The 16,058-nt window shown below is 69.4% G+C and carries 16 protein-coding genes and 1 pseudogene; 7 read left to right on the top strand and 10 right to left on the bottom strand.

Annotated elements, in window-relative coordinates:
- Positions 1-8 precede the first annotated feature (8 nt).
- Positions 9-203, bottom strand: coding sequence for a hypothetical protein (locus AC1UKG_RS07645; protein ID WP_018742356.1), 195 nt, complete (start codon positions 201-203; stop codon positions 9-11).
- Complete coding sequence (locus AC1UKG_RS07650; protein WP_050564218.1) at positions 203-433, bottom strand: hypothetical protein; 231 nt, start codon at positions 431-433, stop codon at positions 203-205. The genes AC1UKG_RS07645 and AC1UKG_RS07650 overlap by 1 nt, the downstream gene beginning before the upstream one ends.
- A 209-nt stretch (positions 434-642) precedes the next feature.
- Between AC1UKG_RS07650 and AC1UKG_RS07655 the strand changes: the two genes are divergently transcribed.
- Together AC1UKG_RS07655 and AC1UKG_RS07660 are read left to right on the top strand one after the other, a co-directional pair.
- On the top strand, positions 643-1,389 hold the full coding sequence (locus tag AC1UKG_RS07655; RefSeq protein WP_482642625.1) for a Scr1 family TA system antitoxin-like transcriptional regulator: 747 nt from the start codon (positions 643-645) through the stop codon (positions 1,387-1,389).
- The gene (locus tag AC1UKG_RS07660; protein ID WP_018742359.1) at positions 1,377-1,568 is read left to right on the top strand and encodes a DUF397 domain-containing protein; all 192 of its coding nucleotides are present in this window, start codon (positions 1,377-1,379) and stop codon (positions 1,566-1,568) included. The genes AC1UKG_RS07655 and AC1UKG_RS07660 overlap by 13 nt, the downstream gene beginning before the upstream one ends.
- Before the next feature lie 133 nt (positions 1,569-1,701).
- Here AC1UKG_RS07660 and AC1UKG_RS07665 read toward each other — a convergent pair whose 3' ends face one another.
- Positions 1,702-5,517 (bottom strand): carbohydrate binding domain-containing protein, encoded by a 3,816-nt coding sequence (locus AC1UKG_RS07665; protein ID WP_482642624.1) that lies wholly within the window; start codon positions 5,515-5,517, stop codon positions 1,702-1,704.
- Between the two features lie 89 nt (positions 5,518-5,606).
- On the opposite strand from AC1UKG_RS07665, the gene AC1UKG_RS07670 reads away from it, so the two are divergent.
- The 3 genes from AC1UKG_RS07670 to AC1UKG_RS07680 all read left to right on the top strand — a co-directional run bounded on the left by AC1UKG_RS07670 (position 5,607) and on the right by AC1UKG_RS07680 (position 6,551).
- Positions 5,607-5,810, top strand: coding sequence for a hypothetical protein (locus tag AC1UKG_RS07670; RefSeq protein ID WP_482642623.1), 204 nt, complete (start codon positions 5,607-5,609; stop codon positions 5,808-5,810).
- A gap of 115 nt (positions 5,811-5,925) precedes the next feature.
- The gene (locus AC1UKG_RS07675) at positions 5,926-6,180 is read left to right on the top strand and encodes a type II toxin-antitoxin system Phd/YefM family antitoxin (protein WP_482642665.1); all 255 of its coding nucleotides are present in this window, start codon (positions 5,926-5,928) and stop codon (positions 6,178-6,180) included.
- The gene (locus AC1UKG_RS07680) at positions 6,177-6,551 is read left to right on the top strand and encodes a type II toxin-antitoxin system VapC family toxin (protein ID WP_482642622.1); all 375 of its coding nucleotides are present in this window, start codon (positions 6,177-6,179) and stop codon (positions 6,549-6,551) included. Before AC1UKG_RS07675 ends, AC1UKG_RS07680 begins: the two co-directional genes overlap by 4 nt.
- 41 nt (positions 6,552-6,592) lie before the next feature.
- Here AC1UKG_RS07680 and AC1UKG_RS07685 read toward each other — a convergent pair whose 3' ends face one another.
- The 6 genes and pseudogenes from AC1UKG_RS07685 to AC1UKG_RS07710 form a co-directional block, all read right to left on the bottom strand.
- Positions 6,593-7,858 (bottom strand): MFS transporter, encoded by a 1,266-nt coding sequence (locus AC1UKG_RS07685; RefSeq protein WP_482642621.1) that lies wholly within the window; start codon positions 7,856-7,858, stop codon positions 6,593-6,595.
- A 158-nt stretch (positions 7,859-8,016) separates the two neighbouring features.
- Entirely contained in the window at positions 8,017-9,528 is a 1,512-nt protein-coding gene (locus tag AC1UKG_RS07690; protein WP_482642620.1) for an MFS transporter, read from the bottom strand.
- A 68-nt stretch (positions 9,529-9,596) separates the two neighbouring features.
- Positions 9,597-9,686: pseudogene (locus AC1UKG_RS07695) on the bottom strand (siderophore-interacting protein); the annotation flags it as partial.
- 132 nt (positions 9,687-9,818) lie between these two features.
- Entirely contained in the window at positions 9,819-11,162 is a 1,344-nt protein-coding gene (locus AC1UKG_RS07700; RefSeq protein ID WP_018742370.1) for an extracellular solute-binding protein, read from the bottom strand.
- A 10-nt stretch (positions 11,163-11,172) separates the two neighbouring features.
- On the bottom strand, positions 11,173-12,189 hold the full coding sequence (locus AC1UKG_RS07705; protein ID WP_026271116.1) for an alcohol dehydrogenase catalytic domain-containing protein: 1,017 nt from the start codon (positions 12,187-12,189) through the stop codon (positions 11,173-11,175).
- Positions 12,190-12,334: 145 nt separating this feature from the next.
- Positions 12,335-13,861, bottom strand: coding sequence for an FAD-binding oxidoreductase (locus AC1UKG_RS07710; protein WP_018742372.1), 1,527 nt, complete (start codon positions 13,859-13,861; stop codon positions 12,335-12,337).
- A 203-nt stretch (positions 13,862-14,064) separates the two neighbouring features.
- Here AC1UKG_RS07710 and AC1UKG_RS07715 point away from each other — a divergent pair, with 203 nt between their 5' ends.
- Complete coding sequence (locus AC1UKG_RS07715) at positions 14,065-14,838, top strand: SDR family oxidoreductase (protein WP_018742373.1); 774 nt, start codon at positions 14,065-14,067, stop codon at positions 14,836-14,838.
- Positions 14,839-15,017: 179 nt separating this feature from the next.
- On the top strand, positions 15,018-15,596 hold the full coding sequence (locus AC1UKG_RS07720) for a dihydrofolate reductase family protein (RefSeq protein ID WP_018742374.1): 579 nt from the start codon (positions 15,018-15,020) through the stop codon (positions 15,594-15,596).
- 62 nt (positions 15,597-15,658) lie between these two features.
- On the opposite strand, the gene AC1UKG_RS07725 is transcribed toward AC1UKG_RS07720, so the two are convergent.
- A complete protein-coding gene (locus tag AC1UKG_RS07725; protein ID WP_018742375.1) occupies positions 15,659-16,012 on the bottom strand; it encodes a YciI family protein in 354 nt (117 codons plus the stop codon).
- Positions 16,013-16,058: the final 46 nt, after the last annotated feature.

The following is a 16,058-nucleotide window of genomic DNA, read 5'->3' on the forward strand; positions in this document are numbered from 1 at the left end:
CCGATCGGTCACCGGAATGCCCCGATCACGATGGCGGTGACGACGACTACCACGATCAGCGCGATGACCAGCTTCTGCCGGGCGGTGGGTGGGTTGATGTCCGGCGGATACTCCGGGTGCACCCGGTCACCGTCCGGCAATCGGGGTGGGCCGGACGGGTCACGGCGGGGACGTAACTCTTCGGGTCTGTTGTGGTCGGCCATCAGAGCCTCCGCAGCCCGGTGAGCACAGCTTCAAGGACATCGTTTGCGGGGCGCTGGGTGTAGCCGACGCGGGCCCGACCGACCGCGCGAAGGCCGGACAGCAGCAGCTTGAGATCCTCCTCAGACGCGATGGGCGGATGCTGGGTATTGATCACGTCGGCGAGTGCGATCCAGCGCTTTCGTAGCGGAAGTTGCGTGGGTCGTAGTGAATCGGTGACACGTGTCGACACGGCAGACTCCAGGGTGCGTGGGTTTGGGTAGGGGCTGGATGCCCCTACCAGTTCCTCGGACGAGGCCGGTTCGACAGCGCGACCGGCGGGTCTGGGCCCTCCACCGGCTCGCGCCGTCTACAAGGCACGATGCCAAGGGTTGTGTAGCAGTAACACCGCGTAGCATTATGTAACCGAGACATCCGGGACGAACACGATGAGGTGACGGGATGAACCGCGTCGTCCAGATTGCGATGGCTGAGGCTGGCGAAACCGCTGACAGCATCGCTGCTCAGGTCGGAGTCGACCCAAAGACGGTGGCGCGGTGGGTGACTCAGGGGCGGATTCCGCAGACACGGCATCGCGCGCAGGTTGCCGAAATCCTTAAGCGGGACGTATTGGATCTCTGGCCGGATGTACAGAGACGAAGGGAACCTGCCTGGTTTCGTCCGTGGACTGAGGTCGAGCGAGACGCAACCGGCTTGCGGTGGTTCGAATCAGCGGTACTGCCAGGGCTGTTGCAAACGGAGGCGTACACTCGCGCGGTCCTCAGTAGCGGTCCCCTGATCAATGATGTCGAAAACCACATCGGCACCCGACTCCAGCGGCAGGCGGCCGTCTTCGAGCGCGCCCGACGGCCGCTGTCCGTCTTCGTGATCGACGAAGCCGCACTTCGCCGGGGAGCACCCGAGATCATGGAGCCCCAGCTTGACCACCTCGTGACGATGGCACAACAGCCCAACGTTCTGGTGCACGTGCTACCCCTCGACGCGGGTCTACACCCAGGTCAGGCCGGACCGTTCATCATCGCCACCACACCTGAGGGAGATGACATCGGCTACGTGGACGACCAGGCGGCCGGGCGCATCACGAAAGACGTGGCCACGCTCTGGGCGGTCTGGGATACCGTAAGGTCGGTTGCGCTCCCGCGCAGCCAGACCATCGAATTTTTGAGAGCGCGATCATGGCTGACCTGACCAGCGCCCGCTGGCGCAAGAGCTCCCGTAGCAGCTCCAATGGTGGGGCGTGCGTCGAAGTAGCGGACAACCTTCCTGACCTCGTGGGTGTCCGGGACTCCAAGGATCCGACCGGGCCGGCCCTGGTGTTCGGTCCGGTGGCGTGGCGGGCTTTCGTGCACCACCTCAAGCAGCACTGACCAGCCCAGGACACCCGGTTTCCGGGCTCCTGACGGCAGCGGAAGGCCCGGCCCACTCGGGGGCCGGGCCTTCGTGTCGTGCTGGGCGGCGTCCGGGTTCGGTTGACCCCGGGCGCCGCCCAGCTGGTTGCGGTCAGCCGGCCGCGATGCGCCAGGCCGCGGCGAGCTTCCACGTGGCGGTGGTCGGCTTGCCAGTCAGGAGCGCGTGCTCCGCGTCCGCGGTCAGGGTGGAGGTCCGCGTCGCCGAGGGGGCGGTGACACCCTCCCGTACGACCGCCGCCTGCGCGACATCTCGAAGCGTCGACACCAGCAGTTCGTGCTGTGCCGCGATGTCCTGGCTGCTGAAGGCCAGCAGGGTGGAGACCACCGTCAGTTCGGTGACCACCCGCCGCTCGTCGCGGACCGAGCCGTCGTCCTGCCAGGAGCTGTCGTTGCGCAGCGACAGGTCCAGCACCTGCACCGCGGCCTGGGTCCAGCCGTCCTGCTCGATCGCGGCCAGCTCGGCCCGCAGCTCGTGCAGCCGGTCCTGGGTCGCGTCGGTGCGCAGGCCCCAGCCGTACGGGTACAGCGGGTCGTAGCTGGCGTCACCGACGTTGATCGGCTCCTGGTCCAACGAACGCGGCCAGGAGACCGGCAGTTGACCGGTGAAGGGCTGCTCGCCGAAGAGTACGTCGGCGACGCCGGCCCCCTCGGTGCCGGGCAGCCAGGAGGCCACCACGGCATCGGCGGAGGCGAGCGCGTCGTCGAGCACGAGCGGACGACCGGAGATCACCAGTACGACGCACTCGTCCACCGCTGAGCAGACCGTGTTGACGGTGTCCTGCTCAGCGGCGCTCAACGTCATGGTGAAGCCGTTGTTGCCGACGTCGCCGATGCCCTCCGCGTACGGCTGCTCGCCCACCACGACGACGGCCCGGTCGTGCCCGTCCAGCGGGACGGAGGCGTCGGCGCTGTAGGTGACCTCGGCGTCCGGCGCGACCTGTTGGATGCCGTCGAGGATGCTGGTGCCGGGGGTGATGTCGCCGTTGCCGCCCTGCCAGGTGATGGTCCAGCCGCCGGCCTGCGCGCCGATGTCGTCGGCGTTGGCGCCGGCGACGTAGAGCTTGCCGGTGGTGGCCAGCGGCAGCACCTGATCGGTGTTGCGGAGCAGCACCTGGGACTTCGCGGCGGCCTCGCGGGCCACCGCCCGGTTCTCGGGCGAGCCCACATCGGCCAGGTTGGTCCGGTCGGTGAACGGCTGCTCGAAGAGTCCGAGGTGGAACTTCTGGGTCAGGATTCGGCTGACGGCGTCGTCGATGCGGGACATCGGGATGTTCCCGGCCTCGATCTCGCCGAGCAGCGTCTCCTCGAAGCGCTGGTACTCGTTCGGCACCATGATCATGTCTAGCCCGGCGTTGATCGAGATGCGTACGTCGCTGTCGTAGTCCCCGGGGATCTGGTCGATCGCGGCGTAGTCGCTGATCAGGAAGCCGTCGAAGCCGATCTCCTCCTTCAGGACGTCGGTGAGCAGCTCCTTGTGGGCGTGCATCTTGACCGGGTTGCCGACCCCGTCCTCGGTGAAGTCGACGCTGGAGTACGAGGGCATGATCGTTCCCGCGTTGTGCTTCCGCACCGCCGGAATGTATGGCTCCAGGTGGACCCGGTCGAACTCTTCCCGGCTCATGACGACCACGCCCTGGTCGATCGGGTACCCCCCGTTGCCCGGCCGGTACTCGGTCCCGCCGTCGCCGGCGTAGTGCTTCACCGAGGCGAGCACGCGGTCGGCGTCCTTCCGGTCGGCCAGCTCGTGGCCCTGGAGCCCGTCGATCACCGTTTCGTTGGCGATCACCAGCGCCGGGTCCTCCCCGTACGCCTCGTAGGTGCGCCCCCACCGGTCATCGCGAGCGACGCAGGCGCAGGGCGCGAACGACCACTGCGGACCGGTCGCCCGGGTCTCCTCGGCGGTGACGTGCCCGACCCGTTCGACCAGCTCCGGGTCGCGGGCCGCGCCGAGCCCGATGTTGTGCGGGAAGATCGTGGTGCCCTGGACGTTGCTGTGGCCGTGCACCGCGTCAACGCCGTAGAGCAGCGGAATCTGCAGTCGGGTCTGCAACGTGTACGTCTGGTAGCCGTCGACCATGTCCGCCCAGGCCTCGGGGGTGTTCGGGGTGGGCGTCGAGCCGCCACCGGAGAGCAGCGAGCCGAGTCGCCAGGTGGCCAGGTCGTTCGGCGAGTCGAGGGCATTCCGCTCGGCCTGGGTCATCTGGCCGACCTTCTCCTCGACCGACATCCGCCCGAGCAAGTCGGCGACCCGCTGCGCAACCGGCCGGGAGGCGTCCAGGTATGGCAGGTCGTGTGCGTTCAGCACGATGTTCGGTGGGTTCTCGGGTACGGCGATGCCGTTGCCGGAGAGGGTCAGCGGGATGGTCTCCGCCAGCTCCGCCTGCTCGTCGGAGCGGGTGTGGACGGTGACCTGCCGGGTGGTTCCGGAGGCGGTGCCGGCGGGGAAGACGAACTCTCCCTCGACCGGCTCGTAGTCCTCGCCGGGGGTGGCCGTGCCGGCGCCGGTGGCGTACCGCAGGGTCACCTCGTCGTCCAGCGGCGCGTCCTCGGTGTTGGTGAGCCGGATCGTGACGGTGGTCGACTCGCCCTCGTCGAGGAGACTGACCGCTGGGTCGGCCGCCACCCGCACTGTGGGACCGACCCGCGGGACGCCGTAGACCTCAACGTCGTCGATGCGGAAGGTGTCGGCGTACCCGGAGCGGGGCTGCATCGCGTAGCCCCACATCTGGTCGAGGTCCAGCTCCTGGTTGATGCCGCCGATGGGTTGATAGTCGGTGCGGTACGTGAACTGCGAGAACGGGAGCTCGACCAGGCGCCAGCCGACCCAGTCCTCGGTGAAGCTGGTGATCCAGAGCTCGCTGTGTTCGGCGTCCGCTCCGCCGTCTTTGATTTCCACGTCGATGCGGCGCCCGGCGCCGGGCGCGGCCGGTGGCACGGTCAGCGGGCTGAAGTACCAGAACCGGAACCCGCCGAAGCTGCTCCAGTCCTGCGGTTCGGTGTTGAAGCTCAGGTTCTGCCCGAAGCCGGCCCAGCTGGTGGTGGTGTCGATCGCCACGGAGAGGGCCTGGTTGTCGGCGGGCGTGCCGTCCCGGGCGGCGTCAACGTAGCTCAGCTGCGGGATGCGGGAGTCGTCGCCGCTGAAGGTGATGATGCCGGGCTCCCCGGCGGGCGGGTTGAGCTGCGGCTGCGGGGCCTCGAAGTCGGCGACCGTCGCCACGTTGGTGAAGAGCTCCACCTGGTCGAAGTGCAGTTCACCGGCGCCCTGCGGCAGGTTGACCGCGAACCCCCACATCCGGTCGAGCTGCAGCTCCTTGTCCTTCGGGCCGTCCGCTGGCTGGTAGCTGGTGCGCCAGGCGAAGTCGGGGAAGGTCGTCCGGACCTGCTTCCAGCCGGTGGAGTCGTCGATGAAGAACGACTCCCACAGCTCCGACGCCTCACCGTGCTCGCCGCCATCCTTGATCTCGAACTGGACCTGCCGGCCGCTGCCGTCCCCCTTCACCCAGAACGAGAACCCGTCGTACGCCCGCCAGTCCTGGTGGCCGTCCGGCGCGATGAAGTTGTGGGTGAAGCCACCCCAGCCCTCGATGTCGTACCGGACGGAGAAGGCGTCGTTGTCGCTGCCCGCGCCGGGACGGTCATCGCTGGCGACGGTGCCCACCTCGGGCCGCTCGGGATCGCTGGAGGCGAAGAGTAGGACCTCGGGGGGTACGCCGTCCTCGTAGTCCTCGACGGTCTGCACGGCGCCGGCCGGCGCTGGCGCGACGGCGGCGTTGGTGGCGGGGGCTGGGTCGGGTAGGGCCTGCGCGGCCCCGGGCAGGACCAGCAGGGATCCGGTGAGGGTGAGGGTGAGCAGGGCGGCGGTTCGGGTACGTAAGCCGCCCCGCCTGCGATCAGGTTCTGGATGCACGGTGCCTCCTGTGGATGGGTTCGGAAACGCTCCCATCGATTGTTGTAAGCTACAACATATTGGCTCGCATCGTTTTCAGGAAGTAACAGGTGGGTAACGAGGGACAGGGGTGGAGTGTCACCGTCCGCTTCGTCCAATGGGGCAGCATGCCGATCGGTGCACTGCTCGGCGGCCTGCTCGGCGCCCAGGCCGTACTGTTCGTCGGCGCAGTCGGGAGCACGGCCGCGTTCCTGCCGGCCCTCCTGTCACCGCTGGCGGCGGCGCGCGAACTACCAACGACGGCGGCGACCTGATCGAATTAGCCCGGTACCCCACTCACCGCATGCGGGCCGTCGCCCGGACTGCTGTGCGATCAGCGAAGCAACCCGGCGCTGTCGGCTAAGGTGTTAGCTAACCTGGGAGGTGGTTATCTTGACCGAAGCTGCGCACTACAACATGCATGACGCCAAGACCCACCTGTCCCGCATCATCGAGCTGGTGGAAGGCGGTGAGGAGGTATTCATCGACCGGGCGGGCACTCCCGTGGCAAAAGTCGTGCCGTTGGTGCGCCGGGTCAACCGCACCACGATCGGCTCCCTCAGCGGGCAGATGGACCTCTCCGGTGACTGGGACTCGCCCCACACCAATGACGAGATCGCCGGTGATTTCGGCATCAGCGCATGAGCCTGCTACTGGATACCCACGTCGCGCTCTGGGCCATCACCGGCGATGCAAACCTAGAACCGGCATTCCTTGACCGGCTTCGTCATGACCCGGACATCTTTCTTTCTCCAGTCACCCTCTGGGAGATCACCATTAAGCAGGCGGCGGGGAAGCTCGCTGGACCGCCCGACCTCGCCGAGCGGGTCCGGGGCATGGGCTTTCGCGAACTGGCGGTGACGCACGCCCACGCGATCGCCGCCGGTCGCCTCCCACCGCATCACCGTGATCCCTTCGACCGGATGCTGGTGGCACAGGCAACTACGGAAGGCATGACGTTGGCCTCACGCGACGGGTCGATCGCGCGGTACGACGTGGACCTCCTCAAGGTCTGACCGCCCTCCGCTCGGCGGTTCGGTGCCCAGCCGAGCTGGCCCTACCCGCCGCCAGCCGGAACGGGAGGGCGCTCCGGCGTCGGTGCGGCGGGGCGCCGGGTTGATACCGCCCATCGGGTCAGCCGTGGGGTGAACAGGCCGGTGACCGCGAACAGCAGCGCCAGCGCGACCCAACCGAAGCGCCCCCCGTCGAGGACCAGCAGGGTCAGTAGAGCGGGTCCCACCGCCCCGGCGAGGCCGTTGAGCAGCCCGGCGACGCCCTGGTATTCGCCGACGAACTCCGGTGTGGCCAGGTCGTAGGCCAGCCCGGTGTCACCGACCGCGTGCCACAGGTCGCCGATGGTGTAGACGGTGGTCGCGACCAGCAGTAGCGCGATCGTCGGGCCGGCGGGCAGCGCGCTGGTGCCGGCGAGGAGCAGCATCGCCGCGGCCAGCGTCAGGCCAGCCCGGCGCATCGTTCGCGCAGCCGGAGTGGCGGTCTGCGCGCCGTGGCTCAGGCGTACGGCCAGCAGCACCGTCAGCAGGGTGTTGGTCACCAGGATCGCCGCCACCATGACGGTCGGTGCCGCCGTGTGGGACACCACCCAGAGGGGAAGGATCAAGGTGAGGACGACGGAGTGCAGCGAGAGCACCGCTGAGGTGGCGCTGACGGCGATGAAGGGGGCGTCCCGCAGTGCTGGCCCGAGACCACGCTTCGGGGCAGCCGGCACCGACCCGGGCGGAAACGGAGGCAGTCGCATGATCAGCATCGCGGAGAGTGCGAACGTCGCGGCGTTGCCGAGCACCAGCAGCTGGTACGCCGCCCGCGTGTCGGCTACCAGGGCGAGCCCCGCCAGGGCCGCGCCGACACCGATGCCGAGGTTCGCCACCGCGCGCAGGGTCGCGAAGGCAGATACCCGTCCCGCTGGGCCGCCGACGGCCGCGACCAGGGCGGCGCGAACCGCGAGGTTGCCGGTGGCGAGCAGCGCACTGAGCACCGCGACCACGATGAACGACGCAACCGAGTCAACCAGCAGGTAGGACGCGGCGACAATGGCCTGCAGCAGCTGCAGGACCGCCCGCAGCGTACGCGGGTCGCGTCGGTCGGCGAGCCGGCCGAACGGCACGCTGGCGATCAGCCCGACCAGCGCGGCGATCGTGAGACCCGCGCCGACCGAGCGGGTGGACAGCCCGACGCTGCGGGTGAGGAACAGTGCCGAACCGGCAACCCAGAGCCCCATCCCCACCGTGTTGGTCAGCGTGGCCCAGGCCAGGGTCCGCAGTGGCCCGGGCGGCGGGATCGGCGAGCTTCCTGGCCAGCGGCTCATGGCCCGGCAACAGTGCGGGTGGTAGCGACCTCCTGCGGAGCCATGCACTGAATCTATGGTCGCTCTGGTGCCGACGACGGGCGACGTCGATCACAGTGGGTTTGTCGGGAGCCCTGCGGGAACAGAACACGGAACCCGACCACGTCGGCGGCGGATGCTCAGCCGCGGGCGGAGATGCGGTCGGCGCGGTGCAGCAGGGCGGCGGCGACGAGGCCGCCGACCAGGACGGCCACCGCCCCCACCGTCTGGCCGGTACGCAACGCGTCGGCGAAGGCGGCGGTGACCGCCGCCCGGTCCGGGCCCGCCGCGGCCAGGGCCGCGGGGAAGGAGCCGGCACCGGCCAGCGCGGCGGGCAGCAGCGCGGCGAAGCGGGCGTTGAGCACCGCACCCAGCACGGCGATGCCGAGACTGCTACCAACCTCGGTCATGGTGCCGTCCACACCGGCCCCGGCGCCCGCCTTCTCCGTGGGGATCGCGCTCATCACCGCCTCAACGATCGCTGGGTTCGCCAACGCGCAGCCCGTACCCATGATGAGTAACCCGGCCAGCAGCGTGCCGTAGCCCTCGGCGGGAACGTGGGTAACCAACGTCAGCCCGCCGGCGAGCAGGATCATTCCGGTGGCGATGGCGGCCGGTAGCCCCAGCCGGCGGTTTATCCGCGTGGCAATACCGCCAACGTTGAGCACCACGATGGAGAGTGCGAACGGCACCATCCTCAGCCCCGCCTCCCAGGCCGGGTAGCCGCGGACGAACTGCAGGTGCTGGGTGAGGAGGAAGAGCGCGCCCGTGGCGCCGAACGTGATCAGCACCACGCCACAGACCGCGCCGACAAAGCGGCGGTTCCGGAAGAAGTCCATGTCCAGCATCGGATGGGCGACCCGCTGCTCCCAGCGGACGAAGAGCACCAGCAGCAGCACGCCGGCGATGCCCGCGCCGAGTACCTTCGTGGAGGCCCACCCGAGCTCCGGACCGGAGATGATCGCCCAGACGATCGCGGTCAGGCCGACGGTGGAGAGCGCCACGCCGACCAGGTCGAGACGGCCGCTGGCAGGATTGCGTGATTCCGGGATCAGCGCCCGGCCGGCGAGCAGACAGACCAGCACGATCGGGATGTTCATCAGGAAGATCGCGCCCCAGGGCAGGTGGGCGAGGACGATCCCGCCGATCGGTGGCCCGGCGGCGAAGCCCAACGCGCTGGTCGCCGCCCAGATCCCGATCGCCCGGGACCGCTCGGCGGAGTCGAAGATCTGCATGGCGATGGCGAGGGTGGCGGTGACCAGCAGCGCGCCTCCCACGCCCATTCCGGCGCGCGCGGCGATCAACTGCTCGGAGGTGCTGGCGAGGCCGGCCGCCAGCGAGCCCACGCCGAACAGCACCAGCCCGACCAGCAACATCCGCCGTCGTCCGTACCGGTCCACGGCACTGCCCGCGCTGAGCAGCAGTCCAGACAGCACCAACGCGTACGCGTTGATCATCCACTGCGCGTCGGCGGTGCTGGCGCCGAGTTCCACCGTGAGTACCGGAACCGCCACCGTCAACACGGTGTTGTCCAGCACGACGACGAGTTGGGTCAGGCAGAGGATCGCGAGGATCAGCCAGCGGTGTGGGACCTTGCCGCCTGCGACGGGGAGGTCGACCGGCGCGGGCGCGGTCGCTGAAGCGCCGCTCATCGCGCCGTGGTGTCGTCGTTCGTGGTCTGGCTTCCGAGGCCCATCAGGCGACCCGCCACTGGTAGCGCCCCGGCGACCGACTCGGTGCCCAACACGGTGAGCCGAAAACCCCGGCCGTCCATGGCCCGGAGGACCAGGCCCTCCCAGTTCCTTTTCACAAAGCCCCCAGCCAAGGTCAGCCTAAGTTAGGCTAGCTTAACCTAAGCGGAAACGTCGATGGTACTGCGAAGGGCGATATTACGTGATCTATCAAGGAGTAGATCTCCGACCTCGGTGACCTGACGCTGGAGTCAGTGGATCTGGATGTGCCCGCGCGGTCGCCGGCCGCGGAGGTAGTCGTCGTAGTTGTCGAGCAGGCGCTGCGCCTCACCGGTGGCCTGCCGGAAGCGGGTGTCCGCGGACGCCTCGCCGGTCAGGACGTCGTGCATGGCCCGGGTCAGCACGGTCTGGATTCCGGCGAAGTCGCCGAGTAGCGCACCGCGCCCCGCCGGTGTGCCAGTGTTGGCCGCGAGCTGGTCCACGGCGGCCCAGTGGTGCGGGTTCTCCGCGAACCAGCCCTGCTCCTCGAGCAGCGCGACGGCGCCCCGGGTCACCGGGACGAAGTTCGTTTCCCGGTGGCGGGCGGCGGCGTTCGCCGGGTTGCTCAGGAATTGGATGAACGCCAGCGCGCCGTCCCGGGTCACCGGGTCCAGGCCGTCCGAGAGCCACAGCGAGTCGCCGCCGATCACGTTGCCGGCGTACGGCACCTCCCCGTTGTGCGGCATGCGGCACGCCCGCACCTCGAATCCGCCCCGGCGCCCGGCCTCGACCATCCGCGCCGCCACGACCGAAGTGGTCAGGGCGAACGCCACCCGCTGTCCGGCGAACGCCTGGTAGTTGGCCTCCCAGTCAACCGCGTCCGCGCTGTCCTGGTAGAGGTAGTGGCCGTCCCGGTGCAGCCGCTGCCACCAGCGGACGTACGCCAGCATCTCGTCGGAGGCCAGGTAGACGGAGCGTGCGCGCCCGTCCCGGCCGTTGTCGTGGTCGGCGAGCAGCCCGCCCTGCTGGGCCACGGACTGCTGGAACAGCCAGCCGTGATTGGGCCAGGTGATGGCGTGTGCCGGCCCGCCGGGCAGCCCGGCGACCGCCTTGCAGGCCACGTCAAGCTCGTGCCAGGTCCGGGGAACGTCGGTGATCCCGGCGGCGGCGAGCAGGGTGGTGTTGGCGTACAGCAGGGTGGTGGAGGTGAGCGGCGGCATGGCGGCAACCGCGCCGTCGTAGACGTAGTAGTCCCGGGCCGCGGGCAGCATGTCGGCGAGAACAACCGGTTCACCGAGTATCTCGGTGCGTCCGGCGATCGCCCGTTCGACCGAGGTGAACTGCGGCGTTTCGTCGGCCCGGCGGGTGTCGTACGCCTCCTGCGTCGAGGTGTAGAAGTACTGGGCGACTGTCGGTGCCGTGTTCGTCGCGGCGGCCCGGTGCACGGCGTTGGGCAGGTCGAGCCAGTCGTGCCCATCGACCTGGATCCGGTATTCGGGATGGGCTGCCTCGAAGTCGGCTGCCAGCTCCCGGACCCGGCCGGTGAACCAGGGCATCACCGGATAGTGCGGCATCCACATGGTGATGACGGTTCGGGTGTCGCGGTGCTGTCTCATCGCTTCGTCCTCAGTAGGTGACGACCGCGCGGAAGCGGACCTGTCCCTGGTCCACCCGCTCGACGGCCTCGGCGACATCCGCGGAGGTGAAGGTCTCCACGGCGGGCGTGACCTTGCCGGACGCGACCAGGTCGAGCGCCTCGGCGACGTGGTGCAGGCCGTCGTGGCCGGCGGCGGAGATCCGCTGACCGTTGGCGAAGAAGCCCTGGCCGGGATCGATGGTGAAGCTGCCGGACGGGTCGATCGAGGCGAGCACCAGCCGTCCGTTCAGCCGCAGGCCCTTCATCGCCTCCGCGCCGGCCGGGTACGACGTCCCGGTGACCAGCACGACGTCGGCGCCGCCAGCGGCGCGTAGTTCGCCGCCGTCGCGTACCACGACGCTGGCGCCGAGGGCTCGGGCCGTCGCGTGCTTGTCCGGGGAGCGGGTGATCGCGACGACCTCGTGGCCGAGGGCGCGGGCGAACTGGATCGCCAGGTGGCCGAGACCGCCGATGCCGAGCACAGCGACGCGGTCGCCCGGGCGGGGCTCGGCCGCGTGCAGGGCGCTGAGCGCGGTGTAGCCGGCGCAGAGCATCGGAGCGGCCTGGCGGTAGGAGACGCTGTCGGGAATCGGCACCGTGCTCTCCGCCCGGACCGCCACGAACTCGGCGTGGCCGCCCTGCGCCGTCATCCCGGTCAGCACCGGGGCGGCGCAGTGCATCGCGGTCTGCCCGGTGACCGGCAGTTTCATCGCGCAGTAGGCGCACGCCCCGCAGCCCGCCTGGACCCAGGTGGCGCCGACCCGGTCACCGACCTCCCGGGTGGTGACGTTCGCGCCCACCGCCACCACCTCACCGGCCGGCTCGTGACCGGTGATCATCGGTTCGATCTGTGGGAACGGGTAGACGCCATTGGTCAGCCAGATGTCGTTGTGGCACACCCCACTGGCTCGGACTCGGATCAGGACCTCGCCGGGGCCCGGCTGGGGGACTGGCACGTCACGGAGTTCCCAGCGCGCACCCGGGCGGGCAACCACTGCGGCCCTCACCGTCGCTCCCCGGTCAGCTGGGGCAGCGTGTCACCGGCGGGTCGGTGCGGGCCGGACGGGTCTATCACGACAGGACAGCGACGTCTCATGGCGGAACCTCGGCATTCGCGCGGTCACAGAGTTGGATGGGTAGAGGTGGTGACGTTCAGGCCGGCAGCCGGACCGACAGCCGGTGCCGAAAGATGTCGAGCGGGTCGTACCGCTGCTTCACCTGCTGCAGCCGTGGATAGTTGTCCTTGAAGTAGAGCGTGTGCCAGGCGACACCGGAGGTGTTCCACGTCGGGTCGGCCAGGTCCACGTCGGGGTAGCCGACATATGACCCGTCGCTGATCGCACCGGGCACCGGGACCCCACCGGTGTCCGCGTACACATCCCGGTAGAACCGGCGGACCCAGTCGATGTGCCGCTCGTCGTCGTCCGGCGAGTGCCAACCACCGGTGCTGTAGGACGCCTTGACGACACTGTCGCGCTGGGCGTTGGCGGTGGCACTCTGGCCCACCGCGTTGACCTGGCCCCCGAAGGCGGTCAGCACCACATTGGCCATCGGGTTGGCGTAGCTTTGGTCGCCCAGATACCGGGCGATCGTGGCGAGTTGGTCGTCGGCGGGCCGGCGTCGCAGATACGCCGCCTTGTGCTTGTACCGTGCCCGCGGGTCGCTGGGCCAGCTGTAGGACGGCATCCACGACGTCATCCACGGCACCACCTGCTCGTCGTCGGTCGATGGGGTCAGGCCAGTGCCATCGGCCATCGCGTGTAACTGGTCCGCCAGTAGCCGCTCCGCGTCCGGCGCCGCCTCGTCCACCACGGCTGTCATGGAGACGACGCCGCCCGAGCGGTGCATCACGATGAGGTTGCTCCACAGGTTCGCGGCCGGCGTCCCCGGCGCGCTGTTGTGCTCCAGCCACCCGCAGTAGTTCCCGATCAGGCGGGCGAGGGCGGCCTCGCTCATCCCGTCCCACGACCACAACACGTCGCGGCGCCGGATGTGCTCCGGCGCCCGCGGCAGCATCCGGGAGGGGTCGGCACCGTGTGCCTCTGGGCTGCGTAGCCAGAACCGCGTCACCACACCGAAACTCCCGCCGCCGCCACCGGTCATCGCCCACCACAGGTCCCGGTAGCGGTCATTCGGTTCCCGCGTGGCCACCAGCACCTCAGCCTGGCCGGCGGGGTTGACCACCACCACCTCCACCGCGTAGAGGTGGTCAACGACCAGCCCGTGTCGGCGGGACAAATGGCCGTATCCGCCCCCGGTAACGTGCCCACCCATGCCCACCTCGAAGCAGGTGCCGCCCGGTATCGTCACGCCCCAGGCGTCGTGCAGCGCCGGGTAGACCCGGCCGAGCGTGGCGCCGGCTTCCACCTCGATCGCACGCCTGCGGGGGTCGTACCGCACACCGTTCATCGGCGACAGGTCCAGTAGGACCGCGACGTCGGGGGAGGTGGAGAAGTCCTCGAAGCAGTGGCCGCCGCTGCGTACCCCGATCCGCCTGCCCGCGGAGACGGCCTCGTTGATCGCCTCCACGACGTGGACGGTGCTGCTCGCGAGCCGGACGTACTCCGGCCGGCCCGTGAACCGGTGGTTGTAACCCTCCACCAGGCTGGGGTAGCGGGGATCGGCGGGGGCGACGGTGGTGGCGTGCGCCGGCCGCCCGTGCTTCTGCTCTTCGATCAAAGCGTCCTCCCATGACGTTCCACCAGAGGCTCACACCCGCGCGAGTCGGTCGCATCTTCCACCGTGCCGGGTGCATGGGTCCGGTCGCCGCAGTCGCGCAACGTGAGAGAGGAGCCGGCGGGCCGGCGGTGCCACGATGGGTCGGGCCACCGCGGCGCAGGGACGAGGCGCGGGCCGGAACAGACAAGCCGAGGAGTGTGCCGATGCTGCAGGACAAGGTTGTGATCGTTTCCGGGGTTGGGCCCGGTCTCGGCCGGGCGGTCGCGGTGGGTTCGGCTCGGGCCGGCGCCGACGTGGTGCTCGCCGCCCGGGGCAGGACCGTCCTGGAGGAGGTTGCTGCGGAGGTGGAACAGACCGGCCGGAAGGCGGTTGTGGTGCCGACGGACATCACCGACCCGGCCGCGGCGGACCACCTCGTGCAGTCGGCGGTAAACGCCTTCGGTCGAGTGGACGTGCTCGTGAACAACGCGTTCGCGGTGCCCCCGCTGGTCCCACTGGCCGAGGTGGACCCGGCCGACATACACGCGGAGATGGACACCGACGTGTTCGGCGCGCTGCGGCTGACCCAGCTTGCGGCCGGACACCTGGCGGCGGCCGGCGGCTCGATCGTCATGGTCAGCTCGGTGGCGGCCCGACTGTCCCGGCCCGGCTTCGGCGCGTACAAGATGACCAAGGGTGCGTTGATCTCGCTGGCCCAGACGCTCGCCGCCGAGCTGGGCCCCCAGGGGGTGCGGGTCAATGTCGTGGTGCCGGGCAATATCTGGGCCGCCCCGCTGCGGCAGTACTACGACCACCTCGCGGCCCAGCGTGGCGTGACCACCGAGCAGATCTACGAGGAGACCGCGGCGAACCTGGACCTGCGCCGGCTGCCGGAGGCCGCGGAGGTGGCCGACGCGGTGCTGTTCCTGGCTTCGGACCTGGCCCGCGCCATCACCGGGCAGTGCCTCGACGTCAACGGTGGCGAGTACCACCACTGACCACCCCGGTGACCCCCGGTTCTGCCGATCCTTGTGGTCCCGCGATCAGGTGATGTGTGCCGTGAACTGTCGAGAACTGCCCGACGGGTTCGAGTTACTTGAGGGACCCACCCCCCACAGGGCTCGGCATCAGGTGTCACGTCCTGGACGGAATCGCGACAGCAGAGGGGGACACACCCATGCGGAAGATCATCCAGTGGGTGATGACGTCGGTGGACGGGTATGTCGACGGGCCGAATGGCGAGTTCGACTGGGCTTCGCTCGGCCCGGAGATCGGGGAGTACAGCGACCGCTTACACGAGCGGGCGGACACCTTCCTGTATGGCCGGGGTGTGTGGGAGATGATGTCCGGCTACTGGCCGAATGCGGAGTCGATCTCGGAAGACGAGCACGATCTGAAGTTTGCGCCGATCTGGCGCGAGACGCCGAAGGTTGTCTTCTCCCAGACCCTGGAGGAGGCCGACTGGAACACCCGGGTGATCGGTGGCAACCTCCACGACGAGGTGACCGCGCTCAAGCGGCAGCCGGGCAAGGACCTGCTGCTCAGCGGCGGTTCCCGGCTGCCGGCCGCGCTGACGGCGCTGGGGCTGATCGACGAGTATCACGTCGCCGTGCAGCCGGTCGTGCTCGGCGGAGGCAATCCGCTGTTCCGCGAGCCGGAGCAGCGGGTGAACCTTCAGCTGGTCAACGCCCGGACCGCCGACTCCTCGGCGGTGATTTTGCAGTATCAGCCAGCGCACCAGGCATCGGCACGCTGACTGCCTGCGGCGGCGGTGGCGTTCCTGGGCGTCACCGCCGCCGCAGGCTCGTCGGCGTCTACCTACTCGTCGGCGGTGATCGTGTCGAGGATCGGGCGTACCTCCATCGCGCCGGTGCGGGCGTCGGGCCACCGGGAGGCGATCTCGATGGCCCGCTCCAGGCTCGGTACGTCCACCGTGATGTAGCCCGCCAGGTGCTCCTTCACCTCCGCGAATGGACCGTCGGTCGTCGCCACCGCTCCGTCGACCACCCTTACGGTCCGGCTCTGGGAGACATCGGTCAGGGCGGCGCCGCCAATCAGCTCGCGATTGGCGGTGAGTTCTTTCATGATTCCGCCGACATCTGCCATGATCTTTTCCTGCTCGGCCTGGGAGAGGCGCTGCATGGCGGCGGGGTCGTTGTGGATGAGCAGCATGTACTTCAAGTCCGGGCTCCTTCTCAGCTTCCCAGCGCGCTACGCA

The sequence above is a fragment of the Salinispora sp. CH2A1_6 genome (genome assembly GCF_056820975.1).